This is a genomic window from Varibaculum sp. C0165D1, assembly GCF_056590355.1.
The window spans coordinates 132,764-150,861 of sequence record NZ_JBWPVY010000003.1 but is presented as its reverse complement, the minus strand read 5'-3'; the positions used below and the strand labels follow the sequence as shown (position 1 = coordinate 150,861).

At 56.6% G+C, this 18,098-nt stretch carries 13 protein-coding genes; all 13 read left to right on the top strand.

Annotated features, from left to right (window positions below; translation table 11 throughout):
- The first annotated feature begins 24 nt into the window (after window positions 1-24).
- The 13 genes from AC1EKS_RS05565 (at window position 25) to AC1EKS_RS05505 (ending at window position 18,049) form a co-directional block, all read left to right on the top strand.
- Window positions 25-1,428: a DUF2252 domain-containing protein gene (locus AC1EKS_RS05565; protein ID WP_481009110.1), complete on the top strand. Its 1,404-nt coding sequence runs from the start codon at window positions 25-27 to the stop codon at window positions 1,426-1,428.
- A gap of 323 nt (window positions 1,429-1,751) precedes the next feature.
- Window positions 1,752-2,021 (top strand): 30S ribosomal protein S15, encoded by a 270-nt coding sequence (gene rpsO / locus AC1EKS_RS05560; protein ID WP_481009109.1) that lies wholly within the window; start codon window positions 1,752-1,754, stop codon window positions 2,019-2,021.
- 204 nt (window positions 2,022-2,225) lie between these two features.
- On the top strand, window positions 2,226-4,583 hold the full coding sequence (locus AC1EKS_RS05555; protein WP_481009108.1) for a polyribonucleotide nucleotidyltransferase: 2,358 nt from the start codon (window positions 2,226-2,228) through the stop codon (window positions 4,581-4,583).
- Window positions 4,584-4,655: 72 nt separating this feature from the next.
- Window positions 4,656-5,084 carry a hypothetical protein gene (locus AC1EKS_RS05550; protein ID WP_481009107.1) on the top strand — a complete coding sequence of 143 codons (429 nt, stop codon included), beginning with the start codon at window positions 4,656-4,658 and terminating at the stop codon, window positions 5,082-5,084.
- A gap of 10 nt (window positions 5,085-5,094) precedes the next feature.
- Window positions 5,095-6,444, top strand: coding sequence for a M16 family metallopeptidase (locus AC1EKS_RS05545; RefSeq protein ID WP_481009106.1), 1,350 nt, complete (start codon window positions 5,095-5,097; stop codon window positions 6,442-6,444).
- A gap of 9 nt (window positions 6,445-6,453) precedes the next feature.
- Entirely contained in the window at window positions 6,454-6,939 is a 486-nt protein-coding gene (locus tag AC1EKS_RS05540) for a hypothetical protein (protein WP_481009105.1), read from the top strand.
- 1 nt (window position 6,940) lies between these two features.
- Window positions 6,941-7,696: a 4-hydroxy-tetrahydrodipicolinate reductase gene (dapB, locus tag AC1EKS_RS05535; RefSeq protein WP_481009104.1), complete on the top strand. Its 756-nt coding sequence runs from the start codon at window positions 6,941-6,943 to the stop codon at window positions 7,694-7,696.
- Between the two features lies 1 nt (window position 7,697).
- The gene (locus AC1EKS_RS05530) at window positions 7,698-8,270 is read left to right on the top strand and encodes a GNAT family N-acetyltransferase (RefSeq protein ID WP_481009103.1); all 573 of its coding nucleotides are present in this window, start codon (window positions 7,698-7,700) and stop codon (window positions 8,268-8,270) included.
- 63 nt (window positions 8,271-8,333) lie between these two features.
- Window positions 8,334-9,236: a 4-hydroxy-tetrahydrodipicolinate synthase gene (dapA, locus tag AC1EKS_RS05525; protein ID WP_481009102.1), complete on the top strand. Its 903-nt coding sequence runs from the start codon at window positions 8,334-8,336 to the stop codon at window positions 9,234-9,236.
- Window positions 9,237-9,436: 200 nt separating this feature from the next.
- Window positions 9,437-11,128 carry a ribonuclease J gene (locus tag AC1EKS_RS05520; protein ID WP_481009101.1) on the top strand — a complete coding sequence of 564 codons (1,692 nt, stop codon included), beginning with the start codon at window positions 9,437-9,439 and terminating at the stop codon, window positions 11,126-11,128.
- Window positions 11,129-14,455, top strand: coding sequence for a bifunctional lysylphosphatidylglycerol synthetase/lysine--tRNA ligase LysX (lysX, locus tag AC1EKS_RS05515; RefSeq protein ID WP_481009100.1), 3,327 nt, complete (start codon window positions 11,129-11,131; stop codon window positions 14,453-14,455). It abuts the gene before it with no gap.
- Between the two features lie 44 nt (window positions 14,456-14,499).
- The gene (locus AC1EKS_RS05510; RefSeq protein ID WP_481009099.1) at window positions 14,500-15,438 is read left to right on the top strand and encodes a PfkB family carbohydrate kinase; all 939 of its coding nucleotides are present in this window, start codon (window positions 14,500-14,502) and stop codon (window positions 15,436-15,438) included.
- A 103-nt stretch (window positions 15,439-15,541) separates the two neighbouring features.
- Window positions 15,542-18,049: an FtsK/SpoIIIE family DNA translocase gene (locus AC1EKS_RS05505; protein ID WP_481009098.1), complete on the top strand. Its 2,508-nt coding sequence runs from the start codon at window positions 15,542-15,544 to the stop codon at window positions 18,047-18,049.
- The last annotated feature ends 49 nt before the right edge of the window (window positions 18,050-18,098 follow it).

Here is an 18,098-nt window from a genome sequence, read left to right as displayed (position 1 = left end):
CACAAAGAATATAGAATTTACAGCGTGAATATTCCGGTGAAATATCAATCTTTGCTCGCACCTCCCGAACCGCGGGAAAAGCGGTACCAATACGGACGCTCGCTGCGCGATACCGTTCCCTTCAGTTCTTTGGCAGCCTGGGTGTCGCCGCCCGATCGCGACCCCATCGCCCTCATCCAAGACTCTCACCAGGGCAGAGTAGAAAATCTGATCCCGATTCGGGTAGGGCGGATGGCGTCTTCACCCTACGGATTCTTACGGGGAGCGGCGGTAGTCCAAGCCGCCGACTCGGCCGCTCTACCCGCCACCGGGATCCAACCGGTAGTTTGCGGGGACTCCCACTTGGGAAACTTCGGTTTTTATCGTTCCCCCGAAGGGGAGCTAGTAATTGACCTCAACGACTTCGACGAGGCACATACCGGCAGTTGGGAATGGGATTTGCGCCGCCTGACCGCCTCGATCCACGTGGCGGGGCGGGAAAATAATCTTTCCGAATCCAAATGCTCCGACGCGGTAGTCGCCTGCGTTAATGCCTACCGGGACGAAATCGCCTACCTGGCGGGCCGCCCCCTCTTTGAGCGCGCTTTTAACCGGATTGACCTGGAAAAACTCACCTCGAAAGAGCTAACTCCCAAGTTGGTTAAAGAAATTGAGCGTGCCGCCGCCAAAGCAATGAAACGTACCTCGGATCGGGCGCTCCCCAAGTTCGCCCAAGAATCCGCAGGCAGCCTTAAGATAACCCCAGAACCGCCGCTAACCACCCAAATTCCCCAGGATGATTGGGATGCGGTGGCGCGCGCCCTCGACGAATATCTGCACACTATTTCCCCACAATGGGCGCGAGTATTAGGCGGATACACCCTAGTCGATATCGCGCAGCGAGTAGTCGGGGTAGGCTCGGTGGGTCTGCGAGCCTATATCGCGCTGCTGCAAGGCTCCACCCCCACGGACGTAATCTTCCTGCAGCTCAAACAGGCCCGCCGCTCGGTACTCGCCCAATATGTGCACGGCTCTAAAGAATGGCACGCCCACCAGGGGCAACGGGTGGTTGAATATCAGCGGGCGCTGCAAACCGTCTCTGATCCCCTCCTGGGTTGGGCGAGCGTAGGGGAGCATCAATACTACGTGCGCCAGTTCCGCAATATGAAAGGAACCGTGCCCCTGGATCGGCTGGGAGGCAATTCTTTATGCGACTACGCGGGGATCGTGGGGCTGCTGCTGGCGAAAGGACACGCGCGCACCCACGGCGCCGCTATGATTGCCGGCTACCTGGGTAAATCTGATAAACCGGGACAAGCCTTCGCCACCTTCGCCCGGTCCTACGCCGACCAGACCGAGGCCGATCACTCCGAATTCCTGCGGGCGATCAAAGACGGACGGTTGCCGCAGCCCGAGGGCGAAATGGGAAGTGCCTTCCGCGCGGGCTAGGACATATTAGGAGGAAAATGGCTGGTGCCGCACCAGCGCGGGGGCTTGGTTTTATCCGAGCAGGCGCGGTGGGCATAAGAATTCGGAAAATGACTGCGGTCTTTTTCCGAATTCTTGGGCGGGAGGAAAAACCAAGGCTCCGCGCGTAACCCGTGCCAGCGCTCCCGCCCGCGCCGTGTCCTAGTTCACCAGCGCCAAAATAGGATAGCCAGCAGCGGTGATGTTAGGCTAGTAAAGCCGTTACAAGCCGGCCACGGATGCGTCATGCCCGGGTGAAACTGCCCCGGAGCTCCGTGCAACAAGTATAGGAAAAGGAGAACCCAGTGGCACTGAGTAAAGATGAAAAAGCCAAGATTATGGAAGAATATGCGACCCATCCCGGTGATACGGGTTCGCCTGAGGTCCAGATCGCGCTGCTTTCCAAGCGGATCTCGGATCTAACTGAGCATTTCCAAACTCACCAGCATGATCACCACTCCCGTCGGGGACTAATGCTGCTGGTGGGGCAGCGGCGCCGCCTGCTAGGCTACCTGAAAGACATCGACATTGAACGTTACCGTTCTTTGATCGCGCGTCTCGGTTTGCGCCACTAACATAGGAATATCGGCCCGGTTATCGCCGGGCCGAATTGCTATCACCCAGGTTTCGGTCTTCGGTGGTGGCCTCCGGATAGGGCGCAGCAGTTTCTAGTCGCCAACCTCCGTGGGTCTCGATCGTTGACCGCCCATCGCAAGGTGATAGCTCTCAGGAGGGCATAGGCCCTAGAAGATGGAATATCAAGGAGTAAATAAAAGAAAATGATGGACGATCCAGAAGTGATTGCCTCCGAGGCAATCATCGATAACGGTCGTTTCGGACAGCGCACGGTGCGCTTCGAAACTGGCCTACTCGCCCAACAGGCTGCCGGCAGTGCGCTGGCTTACCTGGATGATCAAACCACGGTTTTATCTGCCACCACGGTAGGGAAAAATCCGCGCGACCAGTTTGATTTCTTCCCACTGACCGTTGATGTGGAAGAACGTCAATACGCGGCCGGACGTATCCCCGGAAACTTCTTCCGGCGCGAAGGCCGTCCCGGCACTGAAGCGATTTTGGCTGCTCGCCAAATCGACCGTCCGCTGCGCCCCTCGTTCGTAAAAGGGCTGCGCAACGAAGTACAGGTAGTGGAAACTATCCTGACCGTACACCCGGACGACGCCTATGATGTGCTGGCCATTAACGCCGCCAGCATGTCCACCCAGATTTCCGGTCTGCCCTTCTCCGGGCCGATCGGCGGCACCCGCATCTCCCTAATCGATGGACAGTGGGTAGCTTTCCCGCGGTACAGCGAAATGGAACGCGCCACCTTCAACATGGTGGTGGCCGGACGGGTTATTCAGACCGCGGACGGCGGCGAAGACGTCGCCATTATGATGGTTGAGGCCGGTGGCGGCGAAGGTACCTGGGATCTTATCCAGCAGGGACAGACCGCGCCTACCGAAGATGTAGTAGCTGCCGGCCTAGAGGCCGCCAAGCCCTTCATCAAAGAACTGTGCCGCGCGCAAGCGCAGGTAGCGGCCAAGTGCCAGAAGGAAACCCTAGAGTTCCCGCTGTTTAAAGACTTCGAGGACGAACACTGGGATGCCGTAGCCGAAAACTGCCGCGAACAACTCGACCAGGCCGTACAGATCGCGGAAAAACTCGAGCGGCAAGACCGGGTTGATGAAATCAAAGACCAAATGCTCGCCGATCTGGAAGAGCGTTTCCCCGAAGGCGAGAAAGAGCTGAAAGCGGCTTTCCGCGCCCTCGAAAAAGAGCTAATCCGCACCCGTACCCTGAACGAGGGGGTACGGATGGACGGACGCCAGCCGAACCAGATTCGCTCGCTATATGCGCGCGCCGGAGTGCTGCCCCGCCTGCATGGATCCGCGATTTTCCGTCGCGGAGAAACCCAGGTGCTGGGGGTAACCACCCTGAATATGCTGCGCATGGAGCAGCAGCTAGACAACCTGGGGCCGGAGACTCGCAAACGCTATATGCACCAGTACAACTTCCCGCCCTACTGCACCGGCGAAACCGGGCGCGTAGGCAGCCCCAAGCGGCGTGAAATCGGGCATGGTCACCTCGCAGAAATGGCGCTAGAACCGGTACTTCCTTCCCGGGAAGACTTCCCCTACGCTATCCGCCAGGTTTCCGAAGTGATGGGCTCGAACGGTTCTTCTTCGATGGGTTCAGCCTGTGCTTCTACCATTTCCCTGCTGAACGCGGGCGTACCGCTTAAAGCGCCGGTCGCCGGGATCGCGATGGGGCTAATGAGCGAACCGAACGAGGACGGCACCACCAAGTACATGACCCTGACCGATATTTTGGGAGCCGAGGACGGCTTCGGAGATATGGACTTCAAGGTTACCGGGACTCGGGACTTCATTACCGCCCTACAGCTGGACACCAAACTAGATGGTATCCCCTCTGACGTGCTGAAAGGCGCGCTAGCCCAGGCGAAGGAAGCTCGCCTGGAGATCTTGAACCTGATCGAACAGGCGATTCCGGAACCGGACGAAATGAGCCCCTACGCTCCGCGCATCATCACCGTACAGGTGCCGGTAGATAAGATTGGCGAGGTTATCGGGCCCAAGGGCAAGATGATCAACCAGATCCAAGAGGACACCGGAGCCGAAGTGGTGATTGAAGACGACGGCACCGTCTATATTTCCTCCGCTGACGCCGAATCTGCCGAGGCCGCGCGGGCAGCCGTTAATGCGATTGCTAACCCGCAAATGCCCGAGGTAGGGGAGCGTTTCGTAGGAACCGTAGTTAAGACTACTTCCTTCGGAGCCTTCGTTTCTCTGACCCCCGGAAAGGACGGACTGCTGCACATTTCGCAGATCCGCCGCCTGGTAGGGGGCAAGCGCATCAACCAGGTTGAGGACGTACTAAACGTTGGCGACCAGGTGCAGGTAGAGATCGAAGAGATCGACGAACGGGGCAAACTTTCGCTAGGCGCAGTCCTCAGCGAAGAGCAAGAAGCCGAGCTAGCCGAAAATGAGGCTAAGCAGGAATCTCGCCGCTCCGAGGATGGAGATCGCCCGCGGCGCTCGCGGAATCGTACCCGCCGTCACCGCAACAATCGTCGCGACGACCGTCGCGATGAGCAAGCAGACGGTGACGACGAATAATCGCTAAGAACAGTTGGCGAGGGCGAGAGTATCTCGCCCTCGCCTGCTTTAATTTTCAGAAAGGAAATCCTGGTGCGGAGATTCTTTGACCTGGTAGTGGCAGGTAGTGTCCTCTTCCTCTGCCTATTTTTCGCCCTGATATTACTATCGGTATCTGCCTCCTCTGACTCGGGACTTTTAACCATGTTGACCGGGTTTCTGGCTCTGATTTTCGGGGCTATTGCCGGCGGATTTCAATTAGTTTTTGCTGGTTTGCGTTTGATCTTTAAGCTAGATCCCCGCCGTTTTTGGGCCCGCGCCACCCTAGTGTCCCTGGCAGTTACTGCCGGTTTCCTTATCTATGCGGGGCTGTCCGACAGCGCCGAAACTGGACTACTGACCCTTGCCTTGGGAATATTCACTATCCTCGCGGCGCTGCAATTCGGTTGCTGCCAGGCATTAGGAAACCCCCAACCGCTAAACCCCGCGACCGGCAAACGGACAGGTAGAAAGAAAAACTAGGGAAACCGCAGTGTTAACTATCAATACTAAAGCAGAGAAAATGCCGGAAAAAAACTATTACGAACTGCCGCTTTCAGCCCAGGCGCCGCGCCTCAGTATTAACGAGGGCGAAACCCTGATAGAGCGGTCGATACTGCCCGGCGGTATCCGTCTGATTACCCAACAGGTGCCCGCCTCCCCCTCGGTAGTGCTGGGATTTTGGATTCCGGCAGGTTCGCGTGATGAAGGACCAGAGCATCTGGGATCTACCCACTACCTCGAACACCTACTATTTAAAGGGTCCGCAACCCGGGATGCCCGCGAAATTTCCTTGGCCTTCGATGCGGTTGGGGGAGAACTAAACGCGGCTACCGCCAAAGAATCCACTCACTATTACTGCCGGGTACTGTCCCGGGATTTACCAATGGCGGTGGAAGTTCTCACCGAAATGCTGGCGCGCCCCACTTTGGCGTCCGCAGATTTCGAACTAGAGCGGGCAGTAATCTTAGATGAACTAGCTATGTCTCAAGACGATCCCCAAGATGTAGGTTACGACAAGTTTTTGGGCGAACTATTCTCTACCTCCCCGCTGGGATTGCCGGTAGGCGGCACTGCGCAAACTGTAGCCGCCACTCCTTTAGAGGCGGTAAAAGCCCATCATCAGCGCTGGTATCAGCCCCGACACTTGACAGTAGCCGCGGCAGGCGACATTAATCATGACCGCCTAGCGCAACTGATTTTAGCTGCCGCCGAGAAAAACGGTTGGGATCTGCCCGGTGGCACCGATCCGGAAGTTCCCGAGCGTCCCCTGCCGGATCCGGCGGTGGACGCAAGCGCCGCGGTAGAAAAAACGGTGGAACAGGGGCAAATATTTTTAGGGACCCGGTCTCTGCCCGCTAACGACCCTCAACGCGACACTCTTAGTTTGTTGCTCACCGTGCTTTCCGGGGGAATGTCCTCTCGGCTTTTCCAAGAAATCCGAGAAAAACGGGGACTAGCTTACTCTACCTATGCCTTTGACTCCGCTTATAGCGATAGTGGAGCCTTCGGCCTCTACGCCGGGTGTGCCCCCGATAACTTGGAGAAAGTCGAGCAGCTGCTGGTGGCAGAACTAGAAAAACTCGCCGAGTACGGGGTTCAAGAGGACGAACTAACTGCGGCATTAGGGCAGCTAAGCGGGGGAGTACTGCTGGGAATGGATGATAACCGTGCCCGGATGGCCAGGTTGGGCCGCGCGGAAGTAACCGGCGGTCGTCTGCGCACTATCGAGCAACTAAATGCAGCGCTAAAGAAAATAACCGGAGCGCAAATTAGCGAGTTGGCCCAGCGATTCCTAGGCTCACCCCGGGTAAAAGTCGTGGTACGCCCAGCGATGGCATAAGCTGAACGGGTGAAACTAAAGAAACTTTTCCCGATAATTGCTGCCGGGGCGCTGCTGAGCGCCTGCAGCCCCGCTGCGCAGCCGTCCGCTCCCGATAGCACTACCAAAAATCCTAAAGTGAGTAGTTCGGTCTCGCCTTCGCCGGCGACGCCTACTACCCCCACAGCTTCGCAAACCCCGACGGTGGCATTTACTCCCAAAGCCCACCTGTCGGAAGCCCAAAACTCTTTCGTGCAAGAGATAATGGAAAAGAACCATTATGACCAACGCACCGCCGAGTTGGTGCTCGGGCCGGCACAATCCCTATGTGGGCTGCTAGATACCAAACAGCCGGATTCTCAGGCCAATAAACAGACTTTGTCCGATATTTATACCAAGGTTGATTCTGCCGAACTGCGGCAAGAATGGTACAACAACCTCCAGGTAGCCGGGCAAACCCTATGCCCGGACAAAGCCCAAATTATTAACGCTAATAAACCCGAGGGCGTGAAATAAAATGACCGCAAAACTGAAAGTGGCCGTAGTGGGCGCCCAGGGACGTATGGGGAAAGCCAGCTGCCAGGCCATTGAAGAAGCTGCAGACCTGCAGCTAGTTGCCTGTTTAGGTAGTAAGGATGAGATCACCTCCCAGACTTTAGCGGGAGCTGAAGTCGCGGTAGAGTTCACCATTCCTAGCGCCAGCTTTACTAATACTGCGGCGATTTTGCGCGCCGGGGCGCACGCGGTGGTCGGTACCTCTGGATGGGACCAGGACGCCCAGGAAAAAATTCGGGAAGTGGCTAGCCAAACCGGACGCAACGTCGTGATTGCCCCCAACTTTGCGCTTTCCGCGGTGCTAGTGATGGCATTTTCGCGTCTAGCGGCACCTTTCTTTACCTCCGCCGAAATCGTGGAAACCCATCATCCGAAGAAACTGGATGCCCCCAGTGGGACGGCGCTGGCAACCGCGCAAGAAATGGCGGCGGCGCGGCAAAAAGCGGGGATTCCTGCGGCCCCCGATGCCACCACTACCGATCCCGAGGGCGCGCGCGGTATGAAAGTCGGCGACGTGGGGATCCATTCTCTGCGGATGTTGGGCGCCAACGCCCACCAGGAAGTGTTGCTTTCTAACCTTGGGGAACATTTGCGGCTGCGTACCGATTGTTTTGATCGTTCCTCCTTTATGCCGGGCGTGCTACTGGCTGTCCGCAAAGTCGGCGCTGCCGATCCGCTGACAGTCGGGCTAGATAAGCTCATGGATTTAGGGATTTAGAGTGAAGGCAGCACCTGCCGCTAAAGATGCGGTGCGCTTAGCGAAAAGCGAAGATCTGCCCACCTGGGGTCAGATACAAGCACAAGCCATGCGCGCAGATCTGCAATCCCATTTGGGGCAGGTCGGCCCGCAAACCTTAGCGCTGATCGATCCGCAGCAGATTACCCGTGCCTGGGAACAAGCCCTTTTCAATCCGCCCTCCCCAAAACATCACCTGCTATCGGCAGTATCAGAAGGACAGGTAGTGGGCATGGCGGCGATTGCCCCCGCCCCCAAAATGTTGGTGCAACCTAAGCAGTCCCCACTTGCCGAAAAAAGCGCAGATGCCGAAATCGTGGTCTTAGAGGTCGCCGATTGGGAAAAACAGCTAGCCGACGCCTCCCGCCTAGTAAATGCGGTGGCAGATATGTTGCGAATGTCGGGGGCCACCCGGGTGCAGATTTGGCTAGCGGCCCAGGCCCAAGAAAAAATCCGTTTCTTTTCCGAATCTGGGTTTGTCCCCGCGGGGCTGCGTCAAGGCTTGCAGGTAGGACACCAGTCTATGGTGCAGCATCTGTGGTTTACTGACCTGTAAACAGCTGACGCCCAAATTTTGGACGCCAGAAAAATCCCCTGATGGGACGGGTAGAGTAGGGGCATGAGCAACACAGAGTGTACTTATCGGCTTCCAGCACCGGTCGGGGTAGCGATGGTGACCCCCTTTCACCCGGATGGATCCGTTGACTACGATACCGCGGCTAATCTAGCAAAACACCTGGTAGAACAGGGGATTGATCACCTGGTGCTGTCCGGTACCACCGGGGAATCGCCGACCACCCACCTGGATGAGAAAGAACAGCTGATTAAGGTAGTCCGCCAGGCAGTAGGAGAAGAGCTCTATATTACTGCCGGGGCGGGATCCAATGACACTGAACATTCGGTGCGGATGGCGCGCAGCGCCCAGGAGGCGGGGGCAAACGGGATCCTGCTGGTCAGCCCCTACTATTCGCGTCCTTCCCAAGAGGGGCTCTATCAGCATTTTGCAAAAGTTGCCTCCCAGGTAGAGCTGCCGGTTATGCTCTACGATATTCCCGGCCGTACCGGGGTAGCTATCAGTGATGATCTGCTAAAGCGCTTAGCTGAAATCGACAATATTGTGGCGGTAAAAGACGCCACCGGCAAAGTGGAAGTGGGTGCCCGGCGCATAAGTGAAACCGGGCTGGCTTTTTACTCCGGCGATGACGCCCTCAACTATGCCTGGCTCACCCATGGCGCAGTGGGGGTAATTAGCGTGGTTGGCCACGTAGCCGCCCCCAGCTACCGTAAAATGGTGCAACTGGTAGAAAACGGTGATTACCAGGGGGCCTTGCAGCTTTCCCTGGAGGTAGAACCCGTGGTGAAGGCGTTAATGGGAGGGGGACAAGGGGCAGTAATGGCCAAGCACGCTCTCGCCCTGCAAAAAGTTATTCCTTCCGATACCCTGCGCCTGCCGCTTGCTCCGGCCAGCGAAGAGGAAATTGCGCAGTTGCGCGCCGACCTCGAGAAATTCGAGTTGCTTTAAGTCTTTACCGGCCCTGTGCCCGCGAGCATTTTTTCGCCTATCCAAGACTGGCATGCCGGTTAGCCGGCGTAGCAGTAGTAGCCGACCCCAGCATGGGGTTTGCCCTTGCCACCTGCCCGTACGGGCTTATAAGGGCTTATTAGGATGCTAATGCGCGCGGAGGTTTGCTATAGGCGGGCAAACTCGGGACAATTGGAAACGTGAAACCGCTTTATCCTGAACTTTCTTTACCGCCAAAACTTAAAGCCGGCACCATCCGCGTGGTTCCCCTGGGAGGCCTGGGGGAAGTTGGGCGAAACATGACCGTAATCGAACTGAATGACAAAATCTTGATAGTTGATTGCGGAGTGCTTTTCCCGGAGGAAATCCAACCCGGCGTGGACCTAATCCTCCCCGATTTTTCCTATCTGCGTACCCGCATGGATCGGGTAGTGGGATTAGTGCTCACCCACGGTCATGAAGACCATATTGGGGCGGTGCCTTATCTGCTGCGCCTGCGCGAGGATATCCCCATCTACGGCTCCCAACTCACCTTAGATTTCCTGCGTCCCAAACTAGAGGAACATCGCCTCTCGGCGGCGCATCTGCATCAAGTTCGCGAAGGCGAAGGCGTACAACTCGATAATTTTGACTGCGAATTTTTAGCGGTTACCCACTCTATTCCCGATGCGCTAGCGGTAATGATCCGCACCAAATCTGGAAACCTGCTGGTCACGGGGGATTACAAAATGGATCAGCTGCCCCTAGACAGAAGGATCACCGACCTGCGTGGTTTTGCGCGTATGGGGGAAGAGGGCGTGGATCTGTTCTTAGTGGACTCTACCAATGCGGAAGTCCCGGGGTTTATTGCCCCGGAACGAAAAATCGGTCCCGTAATCCGTCAGGTACTGTCTGAATCCAGCGGGCAAGTAATCGTGGCCTCCTTTGCCTCCCACGTGCATCGGGTGCAACAGGTTTTGGATGCGGCCCGGGCAACAGGGCGCAAAGTGTGCCTATCGGGGCGGTCAATGGAACGCAATATGGGTATTGCGGCGCAGGCCGGATACCTGGACTTAGACCCGGAAGTAGTGGTGCGCGCCGACGAACTAAAGCATTTGCCCCCGAAAAAACGAGTGTGGATGGTCACCGGTTCCCAAGGTGAACCTATGGCGGCGCTGTCCCGGATCGCTCAAGGTGAGCACCGGTTTGTAACCCTGGAACCAGAAGACACGGTGCTGCTGGCTTCTTCCCTGATTCCCGGCAATGAAAACTCGGTTTACCGGGTGATTAACGCGCTAATGCGCCAAGGGGCAAATGTAGTACATAAAGGTAACCGCGCAGTTCACGTTTCTGGGCATGCCGCCGAAGGGGAACTGCTCTACACCTACAACATTGTGCAGCCCAAGAACGTGATGCCGATTCACGGAGAAATCCGGCATTTGATTGCCAACGGGCGAATCGCTCAGGCCACCGGGGTACCAGAAGAAAACGTAGCATTGGCTGAGGACGGGGTAGTAGTCGACCTCAAAGATGGAAAAGCCCAGGTCGTAGGGCAAGTTGATTGTGAATACGTCTATGTAGACGGCGGATCTATCGGGGAGATCGATGAAGATCAGCTAAAAGACCGGATGACTTTGGGAGAGGAAGGCTTCGTTTCCGTATTTGCGGCCGTAGACGTGCCCACCAAGATAATTGCTGCCGGCCCCCATATCACTGCTCGCGGAATGGCCGAGGATGAGGGGGTGTTCAGGGAAGTACTACCGGATGTGACCGAAGCGTTGCAAAGAGCGTTAAATCAGGGCGATAGCGATCCTTACCGTTTGCAACAGGCCATGCGGCGGGCGCTCGGGCGTTGGGTGGCACGCCGACTGCGGCGTCGCCCCATGATTGTGCCGGTAGTAGTGGAGATCTAGATGGCAGTGGCGAGTAAAGAAAAGCTTAATACTTCCTGGCGTCAGCGAGTTCCCGCCTGGGGAGGCTGGGTCTATACTATTGCGGCCCTGTTCTGCCTAGTAATGATCCCTTTGCGTTATACCGCAGGTCATGGTTTCGGGCGATTTTCTTTCCTGGTACTAACCGCTCTCGGGGTGCCATCTACCGCCACCTTGGGCACCGCGGTGTTATTGGCTTTCTTGGCTTTGCTCTGTTTTTCCCGCAAGCGGATCGGAGTTATCGTCCTCATCGCGTTGCATTCTCTGCACGCTTTGCTGTGTCTGGTCGCGCTAATATTTTCTTTCTCCGACCCGGAAGTTGGCCCGACAGACCAGATAGTCCTAGGGTCGCGGATACTGATAGCCTCGCTGATTCTGGCTATCTTATTCGCATCTGCGCGTAGTTTCTGGGGGAAAATCAATGCTAAATCCGCCTGGAAAGCTATTTTTATTCTGTTAAGCGGACAGCTGCTGGTATTCGGGATGGGATTCGCGATGGCTCGGGTTATCGCGCCCCGCAGTTGGGCTAGTAGTCCGCTAGCACTGTGGGTCTTCGGTCGCATGTCTGGTTTGCGACTGCACCGGGGTCTGGCCATCCATTTCATGTTTTCCCATCAACCAGCTTTTCGCGGTCTCGGATTCTTTATCATGGTGCTTTCTGGCCTGGTGATGATGATCGCTGCCAATCGATTTATTCTCGGGCAACGGGCGAAGGCTCGCACCCGCAGTGAAGATCTCGCGTTGCGTGCCCTCTTAATCAAATGGGGGAAAGCCGATTCTTTAAGCTACTATGCCACCCGTGATAATCGCGCGGTAGTTTTCAGTACTGACGGGCAAGCGGTGGTTTCTTACGGGGTAGCTCTTGGAGTGGCCCTAGCTGCCGGAGACCCCATAGGAGATCCTTCTTCCTGGGAAGACGCGGTGCAGAGGTGGAAAGGATATTGCTATCGGCAAGGATGGATTCCGGCGGTAATTTCTGCCAGCACCCAGGGGGCGCGTATCTATCGCCACCAGGGACTTAGGGTGCGCAAAATGGGGGACGAAGCCATTATTAGCCCCGAACGTTTTGAGCGTAACTCCAGTGCCGGGCGCGCCCTAGCCGCGGCGCAAAGGCGGGTGGCCCGCGCCGGGGTAGAGATTGAAATCTGCAGGCAAAATGAGCTTTCTCCGGCGCAGCTGCGGGAAGTGGCGATGGTGGCGGAGCTATTTAGGCGTGGGAATGAACGTGGCTTCTCTATGAGTCTAGATAGGATGTTTGCTCCGCAAGAGGGCGAGCAGCTGATCGTAACCGCGCGGGGCCGGGATGGGCAACTGCAATGTCTGCTTACTTTCGTTCCCTGGGGGCAGCGCGCTGTTTCTCTCAACCTGATGCGCCGGGCAGAATCGGCGGTTAACGGGGTAGTAGAAGCCATGGTGCTCACCTTGCTGCAGCAAGGCCCGGATGAGGGGATCGAACGTTTCTCCTTGAACTTTGCGATGTTTAGAGAAATCTTTGTCGAGGGCGAGGCCGTCGACGCTACTTTTAATGATCGGGTTAAGCGCGCCCTCTTTGTTAAAGCCTCCCGTTTTTGGCAACTGGAGTCGCTTTACGAATCCAACGCTCGCTATAACCCGAAATGGTTGCCCCGTTACTTTTGTTTCTCTTCCGACCCTCTAATGCCGTTATCGCTGATCGCAGCGGGAATGTTAGAGGGATTTGTACCGGCCCCGGCCGCTGCTTTAAGCGGGGAACCCTTCGATTGGGAAGTAGATGACCAGTATCTTGCAGAGCTGGAATCGCTGCGCAGCGGATACACCGCTGCCAAGCTGCAGGTGAAGCTGAGTCAGCAGCAGCGATCTCGGCGCGCGAAAGCCGAAAAGTTAAGTGCAGCTGGAATAGAGCCGTTCCCGGCAGGCTTCGATTTAGGGATTCCCTTATCTGAAGCGAAAACCCAAGTAGATATGGGTGACAACGGGAAAGCGCTGCGCACCCTCGGCCGGATTGTGGCGAGGCGAAATCACGGAGGCGTGGTGTTTTGGGATTTGTTCTTCCAAGGCACCTTCCTGCAGGTGGTACTGGAAAGAAGAAACCTGAGCCCCGAGCAGTTCGCCCACTTACGCCTGTTAGATTTGGGGGACCTGGTAGTAGTCAGCGGCAGTTGCGGAGCCTCCCGCACCGGCACGCCCTCTTTGCTAGCAGAAAACTGGACGTTGGCAGCCAAAGCTCTGCGCCCGATCCCGCATCCGGCTGCGCGTCTGGACAGTTCCACCCGTACCCGGGAACGGACTATGACCCTGCTCAATGATGCCGCGGCCATGCGCCGCCTGCAGGCACGTTCGCGGGCATTAAGTGCCGTTCGACAGGAGTTGATTAACCGCGGCTACTTAGAGGTGGAAACCCCCATGTTGCAGGCGGTACAAGGCGGCGCCAATGCCCGCCCCTTCGTTACCCACTCCAACGCCTACCAAGTAAATATGTTTTTGCGGATCGCTCCAGAGCTGTATCTAAAACGGCTGGCGATAGCCGGTATGGGAGCGATTTTCGAAATGGGGCGTTCTTTTAGGAACGAGGGCGCCGATGGGACTCACAACCCCGAGTTCACCTCGCTGGAAGTCTATAAAGCGGGCTCTGATTACCAAGAAATGATGACCCTTACCCGTCAGCTTTACCAGGCGGCGGCCCGGGCGATACACGGTAAAGAAATCGCTTTGCGTCCGGTAAACCTGGAAGATGCTGGCACCGGTAGCAGCGACGCAGAATTCGAGGAAGTAGATATCTCCGGCCAGTGGCGGGTGATCTCGGTTTTCGAGGCAGTATCACAAGCGGTAGGAACCACCGTTACTCCCGACACCGGGGAAGATGTTCTGCGGAGCCTGTGCGCCGAGCACCACCTCACCCCGCCGCCGGGCGCCAATAGCGGCACCTTGCTAGGTACTCTCTATGACGAGTTGGTAGAGGCACGCACAGTAAAACCCACCTTCTACTGCGATTTTCCGGTGGAGTCTTCTCCGCTCACCCGCCGGCACCGCACCGATCCTCGCCTAGCGGAGCGTTGGGACCTGGTGGCTTTTGGGATGGAACTAGGAACCGCTTACAGCGAACTAACTGATCCCCGCGACCAGCGCGAACGTTTCACTCAGCAGTCGCTGGCGGCAGCGGCGGGCGATCCAGAAGCTATGAGCCTGGACGAAGATTTCTTAAACTGTTTGGAACTGGGGATGACGCCCCTGGGCGGACTGGGACTGGGAATGGATCGGATGGCGATGATGCTGATGGGATGCGATATCCGGCAGGTGCTGGCTTTCCCGTTCGTTAGGCCCCGCAACTAGGGACCAAATCTAGGTGGCAAGAGACAAGATTTAGGCGAGAAGAAATGACTAAAAAACAAAACAAGTTGGTTTCGGTAGCGGCGGTGGTGCTGACCCTGCCGTTGAAAATGTCGCGCCTGCCCGAACGGGGTACCACCGTCCTCGGGAGCGCGAAGCGTCCGGGAGTGGGGGAGGCTGCCGAAGTAATGCTAGCTGCCGCTCGACAAGGGGTGCCGGTATTAAACATGTCGTGCCTAGGGACCGGTCCGAATTCCACCCAGGCGAGGAAAGCATTGCGAGATGCAAATATCAATACCAACACCGTAGAAGTGGTGGGCGATATCGGGATGAAAATTCAGATGATTGAGGCCGGAGGCTACTACGCGTCGGTACTCACCACCGGAGTGGAAGTAGATATTTCGGGTCGGGAGCTAGACAAAGTTTCGATGCACCCCGGGGATGTGGTTTATATTTCCGCTGGGGATCTGGCCCACACCTCCTATCGAGCAGCGCTCTCCCAGTGGCTTCCTTCCTTGCCGGAGCAGGTAAAAGTAGTGATGGCGGCGACTCCGCAAATTTCGCAAATCGAGCCCCGATATGTTCGTGAAGTTCTGCCCTATGTTGATGTGCTTACTTGCAACGAATATGAATCCCAGTTCTTGCCGGGATCAGTTGGGCACGTGACTTGTGGTTGGGTTGCGGAACGACTCCCCGAATCAGCTTGGGTGGTAGAGCGTATCGGCGCCTACGGGGCAAAATTAATCGATACCCAACGGGAAACCATGGTTCCCTCCCTAAGCGTCAAGGTGGCCGATACCTTGGGGGTGGGATCGGCCCACACCGGGGTGTTGCTGGCAGAACTGGTTAAGGGACGAGATCCACTTGCGGCTTTGCAGCGAGCCAATGTGGCGGGGGCTTTGGCGGCAGAAAAACACGGGAACGATACCTCTCCTGGGCAATCAGAAATAGATGAGCGTATTGGCGAGGTTCCTGCCTACCGTTAACTGCCCATTACTAAAAACCAAAATTGCCTTGAACAGCTAAATTGCCTGCTTGCGGCGTGGCAATCAGCGGGAGAGTGGTCCAGAAAGGTAAAGTGCCAGTGTTATGGTTGCGAAGAATTCTAGCAAGAAACAAGGTCCCTCCCATCCCCTGACAGATAGTTCCCGGATGCGCGATGGGATAGCTTTCTTACTTATTGCCTTAGCCACCGTGTCGGCGTTAACTGAATGGTTCGCCATGGATGCGCTAGCAACCCGGGCTCTGCATCACCTAGCAGCGGGGTTGATCGGTATCTACAGCATTATCGCGCCAGTAATCTTGGTGGGAGCGGCGATTAGCCTTTTCCGCCACCGTGACCCCGAAGAATCCCAGCTCAATATGCTGTTGGGAGCTATCGGGATAGCGGCAGCAATCACCGGAGTCACCCATGTGGCTTGCGCTAGTCCGGGTATCACCGACCTTACGGCGATTGAAGAATCCGGGGGGATCTTAGGGTGGTTCTTTGGACATCCGCTGCAAATCCTGGTCTCGGCGCCGGGTGCGGTGATTTTACTGGTGCTATTGGGCTTGTACTCACTGCTAATCGCCACCGACACTTCTATTTCTCAAATACTAGGGGTCGCGCGTTCCCTCATTGAACGGATTAAATCCCGCGCCGCAAAGTCGCAGGAAGCAGCAGAGACAGAGCGCGAAAGCGATCCTGGCTTACCGGAAGAAAATGGGCAGGAGGCTCCGCGCACCCGGCGTCTGAAGCGTTGGGAGCGGACGGCAGCCGCACAGGACAGCGAGCAGGCGGAAGAAAGCGGCAGTGCCACCGAAGTTTTAGATCCGGCCGAGCCGGTAGCCGCGAAATTGAAACCGGAAACCAAGCTGCACACTTCTCGCCTAAAACTGCCTGCAGATGCCGAAGAAACCAAGGTGCTTAGTGGCGGTGAAGCAGTAGCAGCATCAAAAACCGGCGGCGATGGCGAGAAAACGGAACTGCTGTTGCCGGGTGCCGGCCAAACCGGTATGGAGCTTGCTGATGGGCAAACCTATGAACTTCCGGGGGAGGAATTACTGGTTAAGGGCAAGCCCCACAAAGTACGCTCTCAAGCTAATGACCGGGTAGTATCCGCTCTGGAGGAAGTATTCACCGAGTTCGGGGTAGACGTGGAAGTCACCGGATTCTCTCGCGGACCTACGGTTACCCGCTACGAGCTGGAACTGGGACCAGGGGTAAAAGTAGAGAAAATTACTAACCTCAAGAACAATATCGCCTATGCGGTGGCCAGCGCGGATGTGCGGATTTTATCCCCGATTCCCGGAAAGAGCGCGATTGGGATTGAAATCCCCAATACGGATCGCGAGATTGTGGCCCTAGGTGACGTATTGCGTTCGGCGGCTGCGCACCGCTCCACCCATCCGCTGATGGTAGGGGTAGGTAAAGACGTCGAGGGCGGTTACGTGGTCACTAACCTGGCAAAGACCCCGCACCTGCTAGTGGCGGGGGCTACTGGTTCGGGTAAATCTTCCTTTGTAAATGCCATGATTACCTCCCTGCTGATGCGGGCCACCCCGGAACAAGTGCGACTGATTCTAGTTGACCCCAAGCGGGTGGAACTGACTATTTACCAGGGGATTCCCCATCTGATTACCCCGATTATTACCGACCCTAAGAAAGCGGCCGAAGCCCTAGAATGGGCAGTCAAAGAAATGGATCACCGCTATAACGATATGGCCAACTTTGGGCATAAACATATCGATTCTTTCAATCAGGCGGTGCGGGAAGGAGAGGTCGTGCCCCCGCCGGGCTCTGAGCGGGAAGTCAGCCCCTACCCCTATCTGTTAATCGTGGTGGACGAGCTAGCGGATATGATGATGGTCGCTCCCCGGGACGTGGAGGCCTCTATCCAGCGGATTACCCAGTTAGGGCGTGCCGCTGGAATCCACCTGGTGGTCGCCACCCAGCGGCCTTCCGTGGACGTAGTTACCGGCATTATTAAAGCGAATATTCCTTCGCGGCTAGCCTTCGCTACTTCTTCGATCACAGATTCGCGCACAATTTTGGACCAGGGAGGAGCGGAAGCCTTAATCGGACAAGGTGACTCCCTGTATCTGCCGGCCGGAGCCGCAAAACCGATGCGCATTCAAGGCGCCTGGGTAGGCGAGGACGAGATTCAACAGGTAGTCGACGCGGTGAAATCGCAGATGAGCCCGGAATATCGCGAGGATGTAATCGCCAAAGAAGAGGACAAACCAAAAGTTGCTGAAGATATTGGTGACGATTTAGACGACTTACTAGAGGCCGCGCAACTGGTAATCAACACCCAGTTAGGCTCAACCTCGATGCTGCAACGCAAACTGCGGGTAGGGTTCGCCCGGGCGGGCCGGCTAATGGATTTGCTGGAGTCTCGAGAGATTGTGGGGCCATCGCGGGGCTCCAAAGCCCGGGAAGTTTTAGTTAATCCCGAGCAGCTGCCCGAGGTGTTAGCGATGCTGAGAGGAGAAGAGCCGACGGTTTCACCTGCAGATTCGCCCTCGGAAGGGGAGCAGGCGAGCGCGGAAGATCCTCCGCTAGAGGAAGTGGAAGCCGAAAGCGGGGAGGACGCCTGGGAGCTTACCGGGCGATAAGCACCTATAATGCGTCTTTAGAGCGAAAAAATCTATTAGGGTAGTAGTT